The sequence below is a fragment of the Citricoccus alkalitolerans genome (assembly GCF_039528175.1).
Lineage (GTDB): Bacteria > Actinomycetota > Actinomycetes > Actinomycetales > Micrococcaceae > Citricoccus > Citricoccus alkalitolerans.
Genome location: NZ_BAAALH010000002.1, coordinates 1,696,870 through 1,715,932 on the forward strand (window position 1 = coordinate 1,696,870; position 19,063 = coordinate 1,715,932).

At 69.7% G+C, this 19,063-nt stretch carries 15 protein-coding genes; 8 read left to right on the top strand and 7 right to left on the bottom strand.

What is annotated here, in order from left to right; translation table 11 throughout:
• Positions 1–205 precede the first annotated feature (205 nt).
• The 3 genes from ABD134_RS13720 (at position 206) to ABD134_RS13730 (ending at position 3,903) form a co-directional block, all read left to right on the top strand.
• Positions 206–1,150, top strand: coding sequence for a 5-dehydro-4-deoxyglucarate dehydratase (locus tag ABD134_RS13720; protein ID WP_344230338.1), 945 nt, complete (start codon positions 206–208; stop codon positions 1,148–1,150).
• A 21-nt stretch (positions 1,151–1,171) separates the two neighbouring features.
• Entirely contained in the window at positions 1,172–2,815 is a 1,644-nt protein-coding gene (locus tag ABD134_RS13725) for an aldehyde dehydrogenase (NADP(+)) (protein WP_344230340.1), read from the top strand.
• 146 nt (positions 2,816–2,961) lie between these two features.
• Positions 2,962–3,903 carry an AEC family transporter gene (locus ABD134_RS13730; protein ID WP_344230342.1) on the top strand — a complete coding sequence of 314 codons (942 nt, stop codon included), beginning with the start codon at positions 2,962–2,964 and terminating at the stop codon, positions 3,901–3,903.
• Positions 3,904–3,961: 58 nt separating this feature from the next.
• Here ABD134_RS13730 and ABD134_RS13735 read toward each other — a convergent pair whose 3' ends face one another.
• Complete coding sequence (locus tag ABD134_RS13735) at positions 3,962–5,320, bottom strand: MFS transporter (protein WP_344230344.1); 1,359 nt, start codon at positions 5,318–5,320, stop codon at positions 3,962–3,964.
• 110 nt (positions 5,321–5,430) lie between these two features.
• Between ABD134_RS13735 and guaA the strand changes: the two genes are divergently transcribed.
• Positions 5,431–7,011, top strand: coding sequence for a glutamine-hydrolyzing GMP synthase (guaA, locus tag ABD134_RS13740; RefSeq protein WP_344230920.1), 1,581 nt, complete (start codon positions 5,431–5,433; stop codon positions 7,009–7,011).
• 165 nt (positions 7,012–7,176) lie between these two features.
• Complete coding sequence (locus ABD134_RS13745; RefSeq protein ID WP_344230346.1) at positions 7,177–11,310, top strand: DEAD/DEAH box helicase; 4,134 nt, start codon at positions 7,177–7,179, stop codon at positions 11,308–11,310.
• Between the two features lie 255 nt (positions 11,311–11,565).
• Here ABD134_RS13745 and ABD134_RS13750 read toward each other — a convergent pair whose 3' ends face one another.
• The 3 genes from ABD134_RS13750 to ABD134_RS13760 all read right to left on the bottom strand — a co-directional run bounded on the left by ABD134_RS13750 (position 11,566) and on the right by ABD134_RS13760 (position 13,760).
• Entirely contained in the window at positions 11,566–12,453 is an 888-nt protein-coding gene (locus ABD134_RS13750) for a hypothetical protein (protein WP_344230348.1), read from the bottom strand.
• A gap of 97 nt (positions 12,454–12,550) precedes the next feature.
• Entirely contained in the window at positions 12,551–12,931 is a 381-nt protein-coding gene (locus tag ABD134_RS13755; protein WP_344230350.1) for an FmdB family zinc ribbon protein, read from the bottom strand.
• Between the two features lie 46 nt (positions 12,932–12,977).
• Positions 12,978–13,760, bottom strand: coding sequence for a 5-formyltetrahydrofolate cyclo-ligase (locus tag ABD134_RS13760; protein ID WP_344230351.1), 783 nt, complete (start codon positions 13,758–13,760; stop codon positions 12,978–12,980).
• A gap of 119 nt (positions 13,761–13,879) precedes the next feature.
• Between ABD134_RS13760 and ABD134_RS13765 the strand changes: the two genes are divergently transcribed.
• Positions 13,880–14,506, top strand: a complete 627-nt coding sequence (locus tag ABD134_RS13765) for a GNAT family N-acetyltransferase (RefSeq protein ID WP_344230353.1) — start codon at positions 13,880–13,882, stop codon at positions 14,504–14,506.
• A gap of 255 nt (positions 14,507–14,761) precedes the next feature.
• Positions 14,762–15,472, top strand: a complete 711-nt coding sequence (locus tag ABD134_RS13770; protein WP_344230355.1) for a hypothetical protein — start codon at positions 14,762–14,764, stop codon at positions 15,470–15,472.
• A 74-nt stretch (positions 15,473–15,546) separates the two neighbouring features.
• Here ABD134_RS13770 and ABD134_RS13775 read toward each other — a convergent pair whose 3' ends face one another.
• Positions 15,547–15,672 carry a hypothetical protein gene (locus ABD134_RS13775; protein ID WP_344230356.1) on the bottom strand — a complete coding sequence of 42 codons (126 nt, stop codon included), beginning with the start codon at positions 15,670–15,672 and terminating at the stop codon, positions 15,547–15,549.
• 51 nt (positions 15,673–15,723) lie between these two features.
• Between ABD134_RS13775 and ABD134_RS13780 the strand changes: the two genes are divergently transcribed.
• Complete coding sequence (locus ABD134_RS13780; RefSeq protein ID WP_344230358.1) at positions 15,724–16,749, top strand: phosphotransferase; 1,026 nt, start codon at positions 15,724–15,726, stop codon at positions 16,747–16,749.
• A gap of 71 nt (positions 16,750–16,820) precedes the next feature.
• Here the strand turns inward: ABD134_RS13780 and ABD134_RS13785 are convergent, their stop codons facing one another.
• Both ABD134_RS13785 and ABD134_RS13790 read right to left on the bottom strand, forming a co-directional pair.
• Entirely contained in the window at positions 16,821–17,519 is a 699-nt protein-coding gene (locus ABD134_RS13785) for a response regulator transcription factor (protein WP_344230360.1), read from the bottom strand.
• A partial coding sequence (locus ABD134_RS13790) for a sensor histidine kinase (protein WP_344230362.1) occupies positions 17,516–19,063 on the bottom strand: 1,548 nt, incomplete at its 5' end. The genes ABD134_RS13785 and ABD134_RS13790, both read right to left, overlap by 4 nt.

Below are 19,063 nucleotides of genomic sequence, written 5' to 3' on the forward strand. Positions count from 1 at the left end.
CGCATCGTCGTGTGCGAGAAGCTCTCCTGCCTCGTGACGTGCCGGTGGTGATGCACCTGCAGATGGATGCCTAGAAGGTATTGGAGGATGCAAAATATGCCTTGGACAGGAATGAATAACTCTTCCTACGGTGGTGGTGAACGGCACCGATGCCGTCCAGCTTCAACGTGGACACACCGCGTTGCCGATGAGGAGGATGGTCTTCGTGGCCCAGTACACCCCGCAGGAACTTGCCGCACGTCTGAAGGAGGGACTGTTGTCCTTTCCCGCCACCGCATTCAATGCGGATCAGGCGGTGGACGAAGACGGCGTGCGTGAGCATGTGGCCTGGCAATCGGGCTACGATGTCGCCGGCCTGTTCGCTGCCGGCGGCACCGGTGAGGGATTCTCCCTCACGCTGGAGGAGCACGCACAGGTGGTGCGGGCATCCGTCGAGTCCTCCCGTGCCGAAGTACCGGTACTCGGTTCCGCCGGAGGCTCCACCCGCCAGGCGATCGCTCAGGCCCAGGCCTCTGAGGTTGCCGGTGCCGAGGGAATCCTGCTGTTGCCGCCCTACCTGACCGAGTGCGACCAGCAGGGTCTGTTGGAGCACGCCTCAGCCATCATCGGATCCACTCGGACGGCCGTCATCGTCTACAACCGAGCGAATGCCGTCTACTCGGCCGAGACCGTGGCCGAGTTGGCCCGCCGCCATGAGAACTTCATCGGATTCAAGGACGCTATCGGGGACATCGAGCACCTCGCCAAGGTCTATGCGGGCAATGGCGACCGCATGTTCTACCTGGGTGGGCTGCCCACGGCCGAGACCTATGCGTTGCCGCTGCTCCAACTGGGCATGAGCACCTACTCCTCGGCCATGTTCAACTTCGTTCCTGAGTTCGCCCTCGACTTCTATCGCGATGTCCGCAATCAGGACCGGGACTCTGTGACGGAGAAACTCAATCGTTTCGTCCTGCCCTACCTGGATATCCGGGACCGGGGGAAGGGCTTCGGCGTCTCCATCGTCAAGGCCGGGATCCGGGCCGTTGGCCGCAGCGTCGGCTCTGTTCGTCCGCCGCTACACGACCTCTCAGAGCAAGACCATGCCGACCTCATCGCCTTGATCAAAGAAGCGGGTATCTCCCCTCTCTCGCCCGCCATGATGGCCTGACTCGATCAATTAGGGAATCTCATGACCTCCACAACTGTCACGTCCACCACCAGCACCACTCTGACTGGCCATTCGATCATCGCCGGCTCCTCCCTGCCCGGCACGGGAGGCACCACGCACGGCTACAACCCGGCCACCAACGAGCCACTCGAGCCGGCCTACACGCTCATCGACAACGATCAGCTGATGCGGGCCACATCTGCCGCGGAGGAGGCCTTCGAGTCCTTCAGCACCCTGGACCCGGAGACGCACGCCGCCTTCCTGGACCGGGTGGCGGACAACATCGAGGCGTCCCGGGAAGACGTGGTGGCCCGCGCCATGGCCGAGACGGGACTGCCCGAGGCCCGCCTGATCGGAGAGACCGGCCGGACCACCGGCCAGTTGCGCCTGTTCGCCCGGGTGGTCCGCCAGGGTGATCACCACGGCGTCCGCGTGGACCCGGCCCAGCCGGACCGCGCCCCGGCCCCTCGGGCCGACATCCGTCAGCGCAAGGTTCCCCTGGGGCCGGTGGCCGTGTTCGGCGCCAGCAACTTCCCGCTGGCCTTCTCCACCGCTGGTGGGGACACGGCGTCGGCACTGGCCGCTGGCTGCCCTGTGGTCTTCAAGGCCCACAACGCGCACCCCGGTACGGGCGAGATCGTCGGCCGGGCCATCGCGGATGCTGTCGTGGAGTTGGGCCTGCACCCGGGTGTCTTCTCGCTCATCTACGGCCCCGGAGCCTCCGTGGGTCAGGCGCTCGTAGCCGACCCGCGGATCAAGGCCGTCGGCTTCACCGGCTCCCGCGGCGCCGGCACCGCCCTGATGGCCACTGCCGCTGCTCGCCCCGAACCCATCCCGGTCTATGCCGAGATGAGCTCCATCAACCCGGTCTACTTCTTCGAGGGCGCCCTGACCGGTGATGACGAGGCCGTCGAGGCGCTCGCCGCCTCCTTCGTCGGGTCCCTCACCGGCTCCTCCGGCCAGTTGTGCACGGCCCCGGGCCTGGTGTTCGTCCCGGCCGGAGCCGCGGGGGACCGCTTCTCCGCCGCGGTGTCACGCGTCCTGGCCGAGAAGGCCGGGCAGACCATGCTCACCGCCGGGATCGCGCAGTCCTGGACGGCCGGCGTCGAGCTCCTGTCCTCCCAGCAGGGCGTCAGCGCTGTGGGCCAGGGTCAGGCCGGCACCACCGAGAACTCCCCGGCGCCAGTGGTCTACGGCACCGATGTGGACACCTTCCAGACCAATGAGATCCTCCACGAGGAGATCTTCGGCGCAGCCTCGCTGTTCATCCGCTACGGCTCCCTGGACGAGCTCATCTCCGCGACCCGCCGGATGGAGGGCCAGCTGACCGCCACCCTGCAGTTGACGGAGGCAGATCACGCCGCCGCGGCTCCGCTCATCCCGGAGCTGGAGCGCAAGGTGGGGCGCATCCTCGCCAACGCCTGGCCCACGGGAGTGGAAGTGGGCCACGCCATGGTGCACGGCGGGCCGTTCCCGGCCACCTCGGATTCCCGCACGACGTCGGTCGGAACCTTGGCCATCGAGCGGTTCCTGCGACCCGTGGCCTACCAGGACCTCCCCGAGGGCCTGCTGCCGGCACCCGTGCAGGACGCCAACCCCTGGCAGCTGACCCGTCGCGTGGACGGGGAGTTCACGGTGACTGAACAGACAGGACCGGGGCAGTGATGACCACGCGGTCCACGGCCGCCGGGATCGCGACGGCAGCACCCATGGCGGCGCGCGATTTCTTCCTGATCCCGGGGTGGGAGTTCGACGCGAAGCGACCCTGCATGGTCCGCTGACGCGGTCCGGCAAACGCGCAACCAGCACCCGTGGACGGAGTATTCCTCGGATTCAGCATCGTCCTGGTCATCATCGGGATCGGGTTGCTGGCCGCCGTGCTGCTTCCACGCGGCACCACGGTCAGCATCCAACAGGGTCTGACGCCGGCGATCTACTACGTCACCAATCCTCTGCTCATGGTGGTGCTGGTCGCGGAGATCGACCTGGGAGCCCTGGTCCAGGTCTATGCACCTGCGGCGCTCGTCACCGCTGTGGTGGCCGGCGCCTGTTACGCGCTGGTCAGCTGGTTGGTGTTGAAGCGGCCGGCCGGACAGACGGCGGTGGGTGCCATGGCCTCGTCCTACGTCAATGCGGGGAACATCGGGCTGCCCATCGCCCTCTATGCCGTGGGCAGCTCGGTTCCGGCCGTCTCCGTGCTGGTGACGCAACTGCTGCTGATCGCCCCCTTCTACCTCACCGTGTTCGGCTGGTGCTCGCGCCAGCGGGGATCCGCCCAACCGAGGCTGGCACGCACGGTGCTGGCCTCGGTGGCGAACCCGGTCACCGTGGGCACTGCCGTCGGCGCCGTTCTGGCCCTGGTGGACTGGGTGCCCCCGGAGTTCCTCTGGACACCCATGGACATGCTGGGGCGGGCCTCCATCCCGTTGCTGCTGTTCGTGTTCGGACTCTCCCTGGCCTCCCAGAGTCCGTTCCGGGACCGCAGCCAGGTGCCGGACATCGTGTGGGGATCCTTCGTCAAGCTCGCCCTGATGCCCGTGGTGGCCTGGGCGGTGGGGCATGCCGTGTTCGGGCTGCAGGGCGTGGAACTCTTCGGCGTCGTGGCCATGGCGGCTCTGCCGACGGCCCAGAACGTCTACTTGTTCTCGAGTCAGTTCAAGCTGCCCAACCTGTTGGTGCGGGACATCGTGTTCGCCGGTGCGGTGTTGTCCCTGCCGGTCATCCTGGTGGTCGCCCTGCTGCTGGAGCCGTGACCGGGGCCGTCTGACATGATGGCGCCCGGAACCCTGCCTAGGGCCGGGCGGGCAGCGCCTACGGCCGGGCGGGCTGCCCGCGGACGAGCGCCGCCACCCCGATGCCGCACAGCACCACCACGCCGGCCAGCGCGGCCGAGAGTCCCGTGAAGCCGAGCCCGCCCATGATCGGGCCCGCCGCCAGTGAACTGACCGCCGCCGCCAGGGACATCACCGCGTCTGAGAAGCCCTGGGCGGGTACCCGGTCGGCGGGGCGCAGGGCGGCCACGAGCAGCGTGGACCCGGCCACCGTGGCGGCCGACCAGCCCAGTCCGAGCAGGACGAGCCCGATCACCACGGCGAGGCGTTGATGAGGGAAGAGCCCCGTCAAGGCCGCCGCGGCCACCAGGACCGTCAGGCCGCCACCGGCCACGCGTGCCGAACCGAGGCGGTCCGCGAGCATGCCCATCACGGGGGAGAGGGCATACATTCCGGCCACATGCAGGGACAGGGTGAAGCCGATCAGCACCACCGTGTCCGGATGCTGTCCCAGTTCGCTGCTGGTGAGCCCTGCCTCGTGTTGCAGGTGCAGCGGCGTCATGGACATCAGGCCGACCATCACGGCATGGGCGCCGACCACCGTGAGCACGGCGGCCAGCGCGGTGGGCTGTGCCCGGATGATCCGCCACCCGGCGGCCCATCCGCCGGAGCGTGGGGAGATCCGGGAGTGCCCGGAGTACTGAGAGGCGGGGCCGACGTCGGCCGACGCCGGGCTCTCCGCAGCACCTTCCAGCCGCCGGCGCAACAGGAGGGGATCCGGACGCAGGGCGGTCAGGATGATGGCGGCGCCCACGGCCATGCCGGCGCCGGAGATCAGGAAGGGACCTGCATGGACGGGCAGATTCAGCCAGCCGGACACCACGGCGCCCGGCCCCACCATGTTGGGACCCATCACGGCGCCCACGGTGACGGCCCAGACCACCACTGACAGGTCCCGTCCACGGTGCTGCGGCTCGGACAGGTCCGTGACGGCGAACCGGGCCTGCAGGTTCACGGCGGCGCCGAAGCCCACCAGGAACGACCCGAGCAACAGCACGGGGAAGAACCGGGCGACGACGGCGGCCACCATGAGCACCTGACCCAGCAGCCCTGCGGCGAGGCCGATCCCCAGGGCGACCCGCCGTCCGCGTCGCACCGCCAGGGTGGACAGCGGAATGGACACCGCCGCTGAGCCGAGCGTCATGGCGGTGTTCACGAGGCCGGCGTTGGATTCGGTACCCGAGAGCTCCACGGCCAGGATCGAGCCCAGGGACAGCGTGGCGCCGTTGCCCAACCCCGAGAAGACCTGGGCGGTTCCCAGGACGCGGACGGCGCGGCGCTGGGCCGCCCGGGCGTGCGGGAGGAGGGCGATGACGTCGGCGGGGGAGTCTGGGGCCACGAGGACATTCTGCCCTGCTCCTGCACTATCCTTGACGGGTGACTTCCTCCCAGGCTGACGACCAGACCACAGCACCGGACCACCGGCCGGACACCCCGGACAACCCCCAGATCGCCGCAGACTTCCCGACCGTGCTGGTCGTGGACAACGGCGCCCAGTACGCCCAGCTGATCGCCCGGCGCGTGCGTGAGGCCAACGTGTACTCTGAGGTCGTCCCGCACACGCTCTCGGCCGAGGACATCCTGGCCCGCAATCCCGCGGCACTGATCCTCTCGGGCGGCCCCTCCTCGGTCTACGCCGAGGGCGCGCCCGGGCTCGACCCGGAACTCCTCGAGGCCGGGGTCCCCGTGCTGGGCCTCTGCTACGGCTTCCAGTCGATCGCCCAGGCGCTCGGTGGCACCGTGTCCAAGACGGACACCCGGGAGTATGGCTCCACCCGGCTGGAGGCCATCGGCTCCACCTCGGTGCTCTTCGCCGGCCAGGACGTGGACCAGGTCGTCTGGATGAGTCACGCCGATTCCGTGACCGAGGCCCCGGCCGGCTTCTCCGTCACCGCCCGCACCCCCGGAGCCCCGGTGGCAGCGTTCGAGAGCCCGGAGAAGAAGATCTACGGCGTGCAGTGGCACCCGGAGGTCGGCCACTCCGAGCGCGGTCAGGAGGTGCTGCGCAACTTCCTGCATCACGGTGCCGGCCTGAAGGACACCTGGACCACCTCCTCCGTGATCGAGGAACAGGTCGAGTTGATTCGCGAGCAGATCGGCGAGCACCGGGCCATTTGCGGCCTGTCCGGCGGTGTGGACTCCGCCGTCGCGGCCGCCTTGGTCCAGCAGGCCGTGGGGGACCAGCTGACCTGCGTCTACGTCAACCACGGCCTGATGCGCCAGAACGAGTCCGAGGAGATCGAGAAGGCGTTCGGTGCGGCCACCGGCGGTGCCAAGCTCATCATGGTGGACGCCGAGGACGTGTTCCTGGAGGCGCTGGAGGGCGTGACGGACCCGGAGGCCAAGCGCAAGATCATCGGCGAGAAGTTCATCCGCACCTTCGAAAAGGCTCAGGCGGACATCATCGCCGAGTCCCGCCATGACCCGGATGCCAAGGATGTGAAGTTCCTGGTTCAGGGCACCCTCTATCCGGACGTCGTGGAGTCCGGCGGGGGCGAGGGCACCGCGAACATCAAGAGCCACCACAACGTGGGCGGGCTGCCGGAGGACATCGAGTTCGAGCTTGTCGAGCCGCTGCGCGCCCTGTTCAAGGACGAGGTCCGCGCCGTGGGCTCCGAGCTCGGCCTGCCGGATGAGATCGTGTGGCGTCAGCCCTTCCCTGGCCCCGGGCTGGGCATCCGCATCATCGGCGAGGTGACGCGGGAACGCCTGGACCTGCTCCGCCAGGCCGATGCGATCGTGCGCGCGGAACTGACAGCCGCCGGCCTGGACCGCCACATCTGGCAGTGCCCCGTGGTGCTGCTGGCCGATGTCCGGTCCGTGGGAGTCCAGGGTGACGGCCGCACTTACGGCCACCCCGTGGTGCTGCGGCCGGTCACGTCCGAGGACGCGATGACCGCTGACTGGGCCCAGCTGCCGTACGACCTGCTCTCACGGATCTCCAACCGCATCACCAACGAGGTGGGCGGCGTCAACCGGGTGGTCCTGGACGTGACCAGCAAGCCCCCGGGAACCATCGAGTGGGAGTAAGCCCCCCGTCAGGAGGCGGACGCCGGGGAACCGGCCCGTTTCCCTCGGGGGAATCCGCGGTGCGCCTGTGTACCGTGGAACCAAGCATTGGTGCCTCGCGGCCCCACCGCACCGGCCGTCGTCGTGGGCAGGGCGGGGAAGCGGCCGGCGGCAGGAAGGACAACTGTGACTGAGCAGGACCCCCAGCAGAGCCCCGCGGCGTCTCGCCTCCACGGGGGCAGGGACACGGGCCTGCCCGACGACGGCCCCGCCGAGTCCGATTCCCGCCTGACCTTCCCGGCGTGGCTGGCCTCGCTGGGCTCGGGCACCGAGAACGACACGATGCTGCGCTTCGCCCCGTCCGGCGCGAACAGCATCGACATCTCGCACTCCCACCCGTCCGGGCTGAGCCAGTTCATGTCCGGTCGCCGCACTCGACTGTCCACCCTGCTGCGGGACGGCGACGCGTTCATGCACGCCCGCGGGGCGGCCCGCCAACTGCGGGGGAAGATCCAGGAGCTGGCCGAGGACCGCGGCGTTGACGTCGGGTACCTGGCCGCCGGCCTGGCGACGTGGCGCGTCATCGAGGACGGCCGGTCCACGCAGATGTCCGCTCCCGTGATGCTGGCCCGGCTGAGTCTGACACTGCGGGGTGAGCAGGACGACTACGAGCTGCAGATCTCGGACCGTGCCCGGCTCAACCCCGCCCTGGCCCGCTACTTCCGAGACCACCACGGGATCGTGCTGGACGCGGATGACTACCTGCGCGCGGCCTACGCCACCGCCAAGCTCGAGCCCATGCCCGCCATGGAGCTGCTGCGCTCGCAGGGACGTGAGGTCCGGGGGCTGGTGGTGGAGCACCGCCTGCTCGTGTCCACTTTCGCCGATCTGGCGGACACCGCCTCCGTGGACGTGGTGGACTCCACCCACCCCGTGGTCTCCGCACTGTATGACGCCGGGTCGGGCATGGTCCCGCGCCGCACGGAACTGCCGGAGACGGGGCTGCCGCCGGTCGACGAGCGGGACCCGTCCACCGAGAGCCTGATCCTGGATGCGGACCCGTCTCAGCAGCGGGCTCTCGACCACATCGCCGCCGGCCACGACCTGGTGGTCGTCACCCCTCCCGGCACGGGCCAGACGCAGACCGCGGCCAACGCCGTGGCCCAGCTCGCCGGGGACGGCAAGCGCGTGCTCGTGGTGGCCGAGCGCACCGCCACCCTGGACGACTTCCGCCGCCGCCTGGGCTCCGTAGACCTGGACTCCCTGGTGCTGGACATCCCCGCTGCGGCCACTCCCGAGCTGATGCGCCGCCAGCTCATCCAGGCCCTGCTGCGCGTGGAGCGGGCCCAGGAACCGGGAACCAGCCGGCTCAACGCCACCCTCGTGGAGCGCCGCCACCAACTGCGGGACCACCTGCGCAGTCTGCACAACGTGCGGGAGCGCTGGGGTTGCTCGCCCTTCCAGGCCATGCAGTCGCTGGCCTCGCTCACCGCGATGGATCCAGCCCCCTCCACCACCGTCCGCCTCAAGCGCTCCGTGTTGGACGCCACCGTCAATCGTGACGAGACCGCAGCGACCTTCATCCGCGCTGGGGAACTCGGTGCCTTCTCCCGCTCCTCCACCGAGAGCCCCTGGTACGGGGCCCGGTTGCGCAACGTGCAGGAGACCGAGGACGCCTACGGGCTGGCCGAGGATCTGGCCACCGCCCTGCCCGTGCTGCGCGAGCAGCTGGACCAGGCCACCGACCAGGCCCAGCTGTCCACCGGGGGCACCTTCGCGGACTGGGTCGGCCAGATCCACCTGCTCTCCGCCGTCCGAGGTTCCCTGGACCAGTTCACCCCGGACATCTTCGACCGTCCGGTCACGGACCTGATCTCCGCCACGGCCTCCGGGCAGTGGCGCAAGCAGCATGGCGTCGAGATGTCCTCCATGACTCGCTCCCGACTCCGCCGCGTGGCCAAGGAGTACATCCGTCCGGGAGTGCACGTCTCCGACCTGCACGAGGCCCTCGTGGACGTGCAGGACCAGCGCGCCGAGTGGACCCGCTGGGCCACCACCAAGCGCCACCCCTCCGTCCCGGCGGGCCTGGAGGCGCTCTCGGCCAAGGGCGCCGAGGTGGCCGGCCAGATGGCTCGGCTGCAGCGGGTGCTCGCCGAACCGCGGCGGGAATCGGGCCGGTTGGAGAACCTGCCCGTGGACGAGCTCAGCCAGATCCTGGACCGGCTCGTGGCGGACCAGGACACGCTCAAGACCCTGCCCGAACGCACGCTCGTCGGTGACCAGCTGCGGGAGCAGGGCCTGCAGGAGCTGATGGCGGATCTGCAGCAGCGCGAAGTGCCGACGGACCAGCTGCGGGCCGAGCTCGAACTGGCCTGGTGGCAGTCCGCGCTCGAGGCGATGATCTCCGGCGACGACTACCTGGCCATGATGGACGCCGAGTCGCTGCGGAAGATCGAGGCGGAGTACCGCCTCGCGGACACGGCCCACCTGGAAGGCGGCAGTCAGCGCCTGAACTGGAAGATGGCCCGGCAGTGGACCAGGACCGCCGGCATGCACCGGGCCTCGGCCCGCGTGCTGCGCTCCCTGCTCAAGGACGGCAATCCGGACCCGGAGTCTCTGTCCGGCCTCGAGCCGGAGCTGATCCAATCCCTGGTGCCGGCCTGGACGACCTCCCCGCTGGCCCTGGCCGAGTTCCCGGCGGACATGAGCTTCGACGCCGTCCTGCTGCTGGATGCTGAATCCCTCGCCCTCAGCACGGCGCTGGGCGCGATCAGCCGCGGCAAGCAGGTGGTGGCCTTCGGCGACGGCACCTCCGGTTCGCCGAAGACCTTCAACGTCTCCGTGGACCCTACGGCTTCCGTGCTGCTGCCGCGCGAGGTGGATTCGGCCTTCACCGCCCTGATGCGGGTGCTGCCGAGCGTCAGGTTGACCACCATGCACCGCGGCCTGGAGCGCAAGCTCACCCGGTTGCTGGGCGAACAGCTCTACGACTCGATGCTGGACATGCTGCCCGGCGCCTCCGAGCTGACCGGCGCGGACCATCCGGTGCGCGTGGAATTCCTGCCCGGCGGGACCGGCATGCCCGGCGCCGGCGACGAGGGCGTGGAATCCACCGTGGCCGAGGTCAACCGGACCATGGACCTGGTGTTCGAGCACATCCGCCACCGCCCGGGTGCCTCGTTGGCCGTCATCACCGCGAGCCCGCTGCATGCCCGCCGCGTGGCCGAGGCGATCCGGTTGAACCTGCCCAACAACCCGTGGGCCGCCGCCTTCTTCAACCGGGACCGGGAGCCGTTCGTGGTGGCCCCCATGGCTCGGGCCCAGGGCGTGGTCCGGGACCACATCATCTTCAGCCTCGGCTACGGCCGGACCCCGCACGGACGCGTGGTGCACCACTTCGGGCCGTTTTCCGAGGCCGGTGGCCGGGAACTCTATGCCACCGCCCTGACCCGCGCACGCCAGCACCTGCACGTACTGACCTGCGTGCACCCGGACGATCTGGATCCGCAGCGGCTGGGCAACGGCGCCTCGGACTTCTACGGACTGCTCGAGACCTACCTCAAGGACACCGGACACACCACCCCTCCGCGGCCGCGGGACCCGCTGGTGGCGGACCTCTCCGACCGCCTGGCTCATCGCCATGCCACCGTGCTGCCGAACTTCGCCGGGGGCATCGACCTCGCCGTCTGGAACCCCCTGGGCCTGCCCGCCTGGGAGGCTCAGGCCTCTCCGGAACAGGCCGTTCCCGTCGCCATGTTCTCCGACGGCTCTGAGGCGTACCGCCGGATGACCGTCCGCGAGCGGTCCCGTCAGATGCCACAGCAACTCGAGCGCAGCGGCTGGCGCTACCACGCCCTGTGGACCATCGACGTCTTCTCCGACCCGGCCGGATGCGCCCGGACCATCGCCGACTACCTGGGCCTGCCCTCGGCCGAGGATGGCCCCCTGGAATCTGCCGGCCCCGGCCCCTCGGAACCACTGGCCATCCCCGAGGCGGCGATGCCGGCTCCTTCGTCAGGGGGGTCACCGGAGTCCACGGAGGGGGCCGGATCGTCCGCCGCGGTGTTCGACGGTGCACTGTTCGACGGCGCGGCCGCCGAGCGACAGCGGGAGGGCGCGAGTACAGACGCGCAGTCCAACGCAGAGACGGGTTCGCGTTCCGATACGGAGGTGTCCTCCGGCACGGGCGCAGGGATGGGCACGGCCTCCGGCACCGACGGGGAGCATCGCGAGCCCATGTCGGAAGACGATGGCGTTGCCACCGGGCAGGAAGCCGCGGATCGCTCCGCCTCCGGGCAACAGGGCGATGGCATCCGCTGATCCTGAGTGCCCAGCGGCTCGCCGCCGTGGTCCCCGACGGGCCGACGCCCCCGGCACCGGTCCGGCGTCCGCCGACGGTCCCGAGCCGACCCTCGGCGAACCGGCGGTTGGTGAGTCCTCAGCACCCTCGATGCCATCGGGCTCCGGCCAGCGCGACGCCCGGTCCTCAGACCAGCGCAACCTATCCGAACGTGAGCGCTGGCTGCTCGAACAGCGTCCGCCGCACTGGGACTGAGGCACTGGGACTGACGCGGGCTACGGCTCCGGTGTCACCAGGAGCGTGAGGTCCTGATTCACCGCTGCCGCCGCCAGTTCCGCTGCTCGTTCCTCGGCCACGGCCAGGACCAGCACCGTGGCCCGTTCCGTGGAGCGGTCCTGCAGCACCTCAAGGTTGGCCTTCAGCACACTCCCGTCCGTTCCCACGATGTCGATGCGGTCTCCGGCTGCCACCAGGTCCACGGCGTCGGGGCTTGCGAATCTCACGGCCACGGCCCGGTGTCCGTCTGGCACCTCGGGCATGCGGTGGGACCCTCCGGCCCCGCCAGAGAAGACGGTGCCCCCATCGGGAGAGGCTCGGCGGTGCCCTTCCTGGACCGCCGCCACGGCGACGTCACCGGCCCCTCCTGCCTCCGTCCCGGCCTGCTGGGATTCTGACCCGACCGCACCGCCTGTACCGCCTGAACCGCCCGGACCGTCCGGATCGTCCGGGGCACCCTGGCCACCCGAGCCGGCCGGGCCGCCGAAGGCATTGACCGAGAGCAGGATGACTGCCAGGACGAGCGGGAGGGAGGCCAGGACCAGCTTCAGCCGGGTGCGCAGCAGGGAGGAGGCGGCTGCTGCTGCGACATCGGCGTCGGGATTTTCGTCGGCTGACCAGTCGATCCACTCATCGGTCGGTCTATGGGTCGACCCGCCGCCCGGTCTTCCCGCTGATCCGCGCACCGCATGGGTGACGCCGGCAGGAAGACGGGACCGGCGGGAGTCGTGCTCCAGGAGATGTGGAGGTGGGGGAGTGGCCATCCGGCGGCGCACGGCGCGGCGATACCGGCGCAGCTCACGGCGGGGAGAGGGCCGTCTCCGGGACGCGGGACGTCGTGACGGAGAGGCCGGGGAGCGCCGGAGCCGGGCGGTGGGTGATGACATGCCACGATCACAACAGGAGCGTGGCGGGTCCGGCCACCGTGATCACGTCGGCGGAGGAGGCACCGCCGTCATCGGTCGGCTGTGGAGGAGCGCGGAACTAGGCAGCGGTGCCGGAGGCGGAGCCGCCCGAGGAGCCGGATGACGCGCCGCTGGACCCGGATGAAGAGGCTGCGGCGGCGCCGGACGTGGACGGCGACGGTGATGAGCCGGAGTCAGACGAGGTGGAGGCCGCGCTGTCCGAGGAGCCGCCGGAGGAACTGTCCGCGGCCAGCGTGGAGGAGCCCTGGGAGCCGGAGCCCTCGGAGCGGGAGTCGTTGCGGTAGAAGCCGGAACCCTTGAACACCACGCCCACGGAGTTGAACTTCTTCCGGAGGGTGCCCTCGCACTCGGGGCAGGTGGTCAGCGAGTCATCCGTGAACGACTGGACGATGTCGAACTCTTGACCGCAGTCCTTGCAGGCGTAGGCATAGGTGGGCACCGAACGGTCCTCTCAATTTGGCACTCTCACGTTTCGACTGCCAAGTCTACACCTGACCGAACCATGTGAAGCCGTCGGCGGTGACGGCTCCGTCAACCGCCTCGTCGAACTCCGAGATCGGCACCTCGCCCCGCGTCATCAGCTCATGCCGGAACACCACGGCCACCGTGACGGGGACGGCCGACGGTGCCGGGCCGTCGTCGGGCGCGGTGGCATCCGCGCTGGAGTCTCCGGACGTGCTGGACGCGGCACGCTGACGGTAGAGGGCGGCCAGGAAGCGGTCATAGTAGCCACCGCCCTGGCCCAGGCGGAAACCGCGGGTGTCCACCGCCTGGGCGGGGACCAGCACGAGGTCCACCGTCTCCATGGTCTCCACGCTGAGGCGTTCTCCCACCGGCTCGTCGATCGGAGCGACTGAGCTGCGGGCGACCTCCACACCGGGATGCCAGGCGGTCCAGGACAGCTGCCGCTCGGGTTCCGTGATGGGGACCAGGACCTCGACGCCGGCCCCGTGCAGTGCCTCGAGCAGCGGTCCGGTGTCCGGCTCGGCACCATAGGACAGTACCGCGGCGACGCGACGGTGCTGCGCCCGCGGGAGGTACCAGTCGAGGATGGTGGAGGTCAGATCGGCTGACTGGGCGGCACGATCTGACGGGTCCAGTTCACGCCGACGGGCCCGCCACAGAGTGCGGAAATCCTGCTTGCGGTGTTTCAACACCTCCTCCGGGCTCTCGCCACGGTTCCCGGTCAGGGACGCGGAGTACTGGGTCTCTCCTCCCTCTGGTGGCGGGGATGAGGCTGGCTGGCTGAAGGACTCGTTGAACGACACGCTCCCATTCTGCCTCCCTCCCGCAACCATCCGACTCTGCGGGCGAAGATGAGTCCTTTTCTCTGCCCCCACAGTGAGGAGGGGGACGGGCATCGCCTCGCGGACCTAGGATCAGGCACATGCCGCCTACCGCCACCCTCCGGACCCATCGTTGGCCCGTGTCCCTGGAGCACGGGGACCTCGTGCTCCGTCCGTTCCGGCGCTGGGACCAGGAGGAATGGACCTCACTGCGGGCCCGCAACCGGGACTGGCTCCGCCGCTGGGACGCCACCAATCCCGAGCCGTCCACCGCCCTGAAGAGCTACGCGGAGATGGTGAAGGTCCTGAATCGGTCCGGCAAGGAGGGGACGGCTCTGCCGTGGCTGATCTGCGTGCGGACATCCGCCGCTGGAACGCCGGTGATCGCCGGGCAGTTGAGCGTGTCCTCGATCGTGCGCGGTTCGGCACTCTCGGCCTCGCTGGGCTACTGGATCGACCAGGAGAGGGCCGGGCAGGGACTCGTGCCGACCGCGGTGGCGCTGGCCACCGACTACTGCTTCAGCACGCTGGGGCTGCACCGGATGGAGATCAACATCCGGCCGGAGAACGTCCCCAGCCGGCGCGTGGTGGAGAAACTCGGCTTCCGGCACGAGGGGATGCGCCGGGATTTCCTGCACATCGATGGGGCCTGGAGGGACCATGACGCCTATGCCCTGACCGCTCCGGAAGTCCCAGACGGACTCCTCGCCCGGTGGGAGGCGCGCTGACGAGCCCGAATTTGCGGCGACACGGCAGACACACCGGGGTGAATCACACCGGTGTAGTTCGCGGCCGGTACCGTTTGAGGGGTGGATGCAGGCACAGGTAGTCTTGAGGAGTCGCTCAGCCTTGCACTGGGCTACCTTCCGGACATTCACCTGCACGGATCACTGGTGCTGTGTGCACTGGTGGTGGCGTGGTTGATAGCCATCTACCGGAGGGCGAACAAGGAGCCCCAGCCCAGGAGCCACCGGAGGAAGACCATGAAGCGCACCGCCCAGTCCATGCCTCGGAACAACGCCCGTCCCGTGGACGCCGCGAAGGAGTCTGCCTCCGGCTTCCGGGTCAAGTGGGACCGCACCATCATCGCCGCCGTTGCCGTGCTGGCGGCCCTCACCTTCCTCGGGACCGGCATCGCCGCCGCGTTCGGGGCGGGTACCCTCCTGGTCTCCGGCATCGCCGCAGCCGTCGCCGTGGCCGGCGTGGCCACCCTGCGAACCCTGGCCCTCCGGGACCGCAAGAAGCGCAAGGACCGTCGGATCGAGAGCGCCTTCGACGAGGCCATGAACCCCGGCCTGCCGACCTCCGAGCGCACCGTGCCGACCACCGGGCCGACCCGCGTGTTCGATGCGGCCGCCGGTTCCACTTCTGGACGCGGTGCTGCGACGGCGCCCGCTGAGAAGGCGGTCTCCGCGCCGAGCACGGAACAGACCGCCCCCGAGCAGGTGACCCGTGATGCTGGGGCGGACGAGAGCGCCTCGGCCCTGCCATCCGTCCCGCGCCCCACCTACCTGGACGCGGCTGAGGCCCACCGGGTGGCGCCGGCTCCGATCGCCAAGCCCGAGGCCCCGCAGGCCAGCCCCGGCGTCAAGCTGAAGGCCGGCGTCTCCGCGGAGTACCGCGCCAAGGTCGAGGCCACGGCCAACCGCACCCTGGACCTGGACAAGGTTCTGGAACGCCGCCGGGCCGTCTGAGACCCGGGCTGGCACCGATGCGCAAGGGCGCGCACCGGGACGAAGCGGAGCATCGGCAGGTACAGTACCTGTCCTCAGCAGCCGTCCGAGGCCGCCTCGGAGAGGTCCTCGACGGGCAGGGCTATCATCTCGATCACGCCGAACTCGTCGATCTCCAGCACCGTCCCGGGGCCGGGGCCACCGGCGTCTTCCGGATCCATGTCACTGGGGATGAGTCGGAAGAACTCTTCGTCGCACTGACCGCGGAAGCCGTGCCGGACGACGCGGTCCTGGCGGCAGGCGAGGACGGCGACGCCACCTGGTCGGCCTGGTTCCATCCGCATGACCCGTTGCTCACCGGCCTGGCGCTGGCCTCCGACCCGGCGTCGGTGGCAGCCCTCTGGGGCCGCGGCGGGACCTTGGTGGACCTGCAGACCATCAGCTACCGCCCGCTGCGTCGAGCCGTCCTGCGCGCGGTGGTGACGGACATCCCCGGGACCCCGGGAGCCCCTGACGCCTCCGGCACCTCAGCTGCTTCCGGCGCTTCCGGACGGCGCACCGTCTTCCTCAAGGTCATGCGCGCCGGCCTCGCCACCCGGCTCCACCATCGCCACATGGTGCTGGCGGCCGCCGGCGTGCCGGTACCCGTGGTGCTTGGCCCGCCGGTCGCCGATGTGCTGGCCTTCGAACAGGGCGACGGCCAGGTCCTGGCCAACGCGATCATGGCGAACGGGGCACGGCAGGTTGAACCGGCCGACGTCGTAGGGATCCTGGACCGGATGCCAGCCGATCTGCTGGAACTGCCGCGGCGCGATGCCTGGTCTGACCGCACGTCGGACTACGGGCACGCCGCCGCAACCGCCCTGCCGGACCAGGCCCGGCGGATCCGGTCCCTCGTGGACCACCTGCAGCGGCAACTGACCGTCACGGACCGTGGGCCGGTGGTGCCCACCCACGGCGACTTCTACGAGGCCAACCTGCTCGTGAAGAACAACCGCATCAGCTGCGTGCTGGACATCGACGGCGCGGGACCGGGCCACCGGGTGGACGACTTGGCCTGTTTCCTCGGACACCTGGCCGTGCTGCCGGCCGTCGACCGTCGATACGTCCACGTGGACGACGCCCTGCGGCGCTTCCACGGGTACTTCAAGACCGGTGTCGATCCAGCGGCGCTTACATGCCGCTCCGCCGCGGTGGCGCTGTCCCTGGTGGCCGGTGCCCGGGACTCGGAACGGAGCGACTGGCAGCGATCGGCCCGGCAGCGGCTGGACATCGCCGAATCTCTCTTAGACCTCTAGACCTCTAGACCTCTAGACCTCTAGACCTCTAGACCTCTGGACCTCTAGACCTTCAGGCCCCGGGACCCGCCTCAGTCGTCAGCGGGGTGGTAGTCCTTCTCATCGACGAGGCGGTAGCCGACGCCGCGGACGGTGGTGAACCGCGTGACGCCGAGCTTGTTGCGCAGGTAGCGCACGTAGACGTCGACCACGTTGGAGCCCGGGTCGAAGTCGTATCCCCACACCCGGGACAGCAGCTGCTCGCGGCTCAGGGCCTGGCCGGGATGGCGCAGGAAGGTCTCGGCCAGAGAGAACTCGCGGGCGGACAGGTCCACCTCAACGCCGCCGATGGCCGCCACGTGCCGGATCGGGTCCAGCTCGAGGTCGGCATGGCGCAGCACGGGGTCTGCCGGGGCCGAGGACGAGTTGCCCTCGGAGCGCAGCCTCAACCGCACCCGTGCCACCAGCTCGGCGAAGCGGAACGGCTTGGGCATGTAGTCATCGGCCCCGGAGGTCAACCCCGTGACGGTGTCCTCACCGGAGGCCCGCGCCGTCAGGATGATCACCGGTAGCCCCGGGTCCTGGGCCCGAATCTTCTCCAGTACCGTGAAGCCGTCCATGTCCGGCAGTCCGAGGTCGAGGATGACGAGCTCGAAGCCGCCGGTCAAGGCCAGGACGAGGCCCTCGCGCCCGGTGGCAGCCACCGTGGTAGCAAGCCCCTCCGCCTTGAGGCCCTTGGCCACGAACGAACTGATCCGCTGCTCGTCTTCGATCATCAGGATTTGGCTCACGCCGTACCGTCCTTGGGATGGGAAGTCCTGCTCACTGGAGAACCTACCTGGCGGGCGAGGCCGCCGTCTTGTCCCTGGGGTTCGGTGACGTCCGGAGGGCCGTCCACAGGGCCGTCCAGCGGTAGGTCGATGTAGAAGGTGGAACCGATGCCCGGCGCGGACTGGACGTCCACACTGCCGCCGTGGGCCTGGACAATCGCCGTGACGATGTTCAGCCCCAGTCCGGAGCCCTCGGCGCGGGTGCTGTTGGAGCCCCGTCCGAAACGTTCGAAGATGCCCTCCCGGTCCTCGGGCCGGATGCCGATTCCCTGGTCCCGCACCCATAGGCGCAGGGTGCCGGACAGCGCCTGTGAGCCGAGGGAGACCTTGGAGCCCTCCTTCGAGTACTTCACGGCGTTGGACGCCAGCTGCAGCCAGGCCTGGGTGATGCGGTGGGCGTCCAGGGGCACGGTCACGTCGGCAGCATGGTCCAGGGTCCAGATTCGGGGTCCCAGCGGCGAGGCCTTGCCCAGCACATCGCGGGTGAGGGTCCCGACGTCGGTCGGTTGGGTATCGACGAAGTCCGGCCGTCCGGACTTCGCCAGGGTGACAAGGTCATCCACGAGCAGCCGCATGCGGTCCAGTTCGTCGAGGGCGATCTCCCGGACCTCGAGGACGTCGGCCGCGTCCTCGGCATCCTGCAACTCCAGGTGCCCCTGGACGATGGTGATCGGGGTGCGCAGCTCGTGACCGACGTCGTCCAACAATTGCCGCTGAGAGGCGAAGGCGCCCTGCAGGCGGTCCAGCATCTCGTTGAAGGTCTCGGCCAGCTCGGCCACGTCGTCCTGGCCGGAGACGGGGACACGGCGCCGCAGGTCCGTGCCGGAGATCTCCGCTGCCGTGGATTGCAGGGTGCGCAGGGGGTGGAGCAGTCGGCCCACCAAGAGCCACCCCGCCACGCCGACCACGATCATGACGCCGAAGCCGACGAGGCCGTAGGTCAGGAAGGTGCTGTCCAGGTCGCCCAGCTCGGCCGAGAAGTCGTAGGCGAGGAGCATCAGTGACGGTGCCGTGTCGTTGTCGAAGTGGATGGGCACGGCAACGGCCCGGTAGGTGGTCTGGGCGGTGGTGATCGTCTGGATCGCCACCCCACTCGCGCCGGACTGGTCCGCCGCCCATTGCACGAGTTCGGGATCCGACTCGAGACGGAGCTCCACTGCCGAGGATGCCGTCCAGCTGATCTCCCCGTTCTGAAATCCCAGCATGCCCTCGTGCTCGGCCGGCAGCGTCCGCTGCATGGCCGTGAACACGAGCTGGTCGGAGGCGGAGAACGGATCTCCGGAGGCCGGATCGATGCCCTCCTGCGCGAGGATGCGGAACTCCTGGACTGACCGCGTCAGGGAGTCGTCGACCTGCTGGGCCATGCCGTTGCGCTGCAGGGCGTAGGCCGTCGCCCCGGAGAGCAGCAGGGCCACGGCGGTGAGGAAGACCAACAGGGAGACCACTCGGGTTCGCACGGGCAGGGCACTCCAGTTGGTGACCAGGGCCCGAAGGGTGCGCAAACG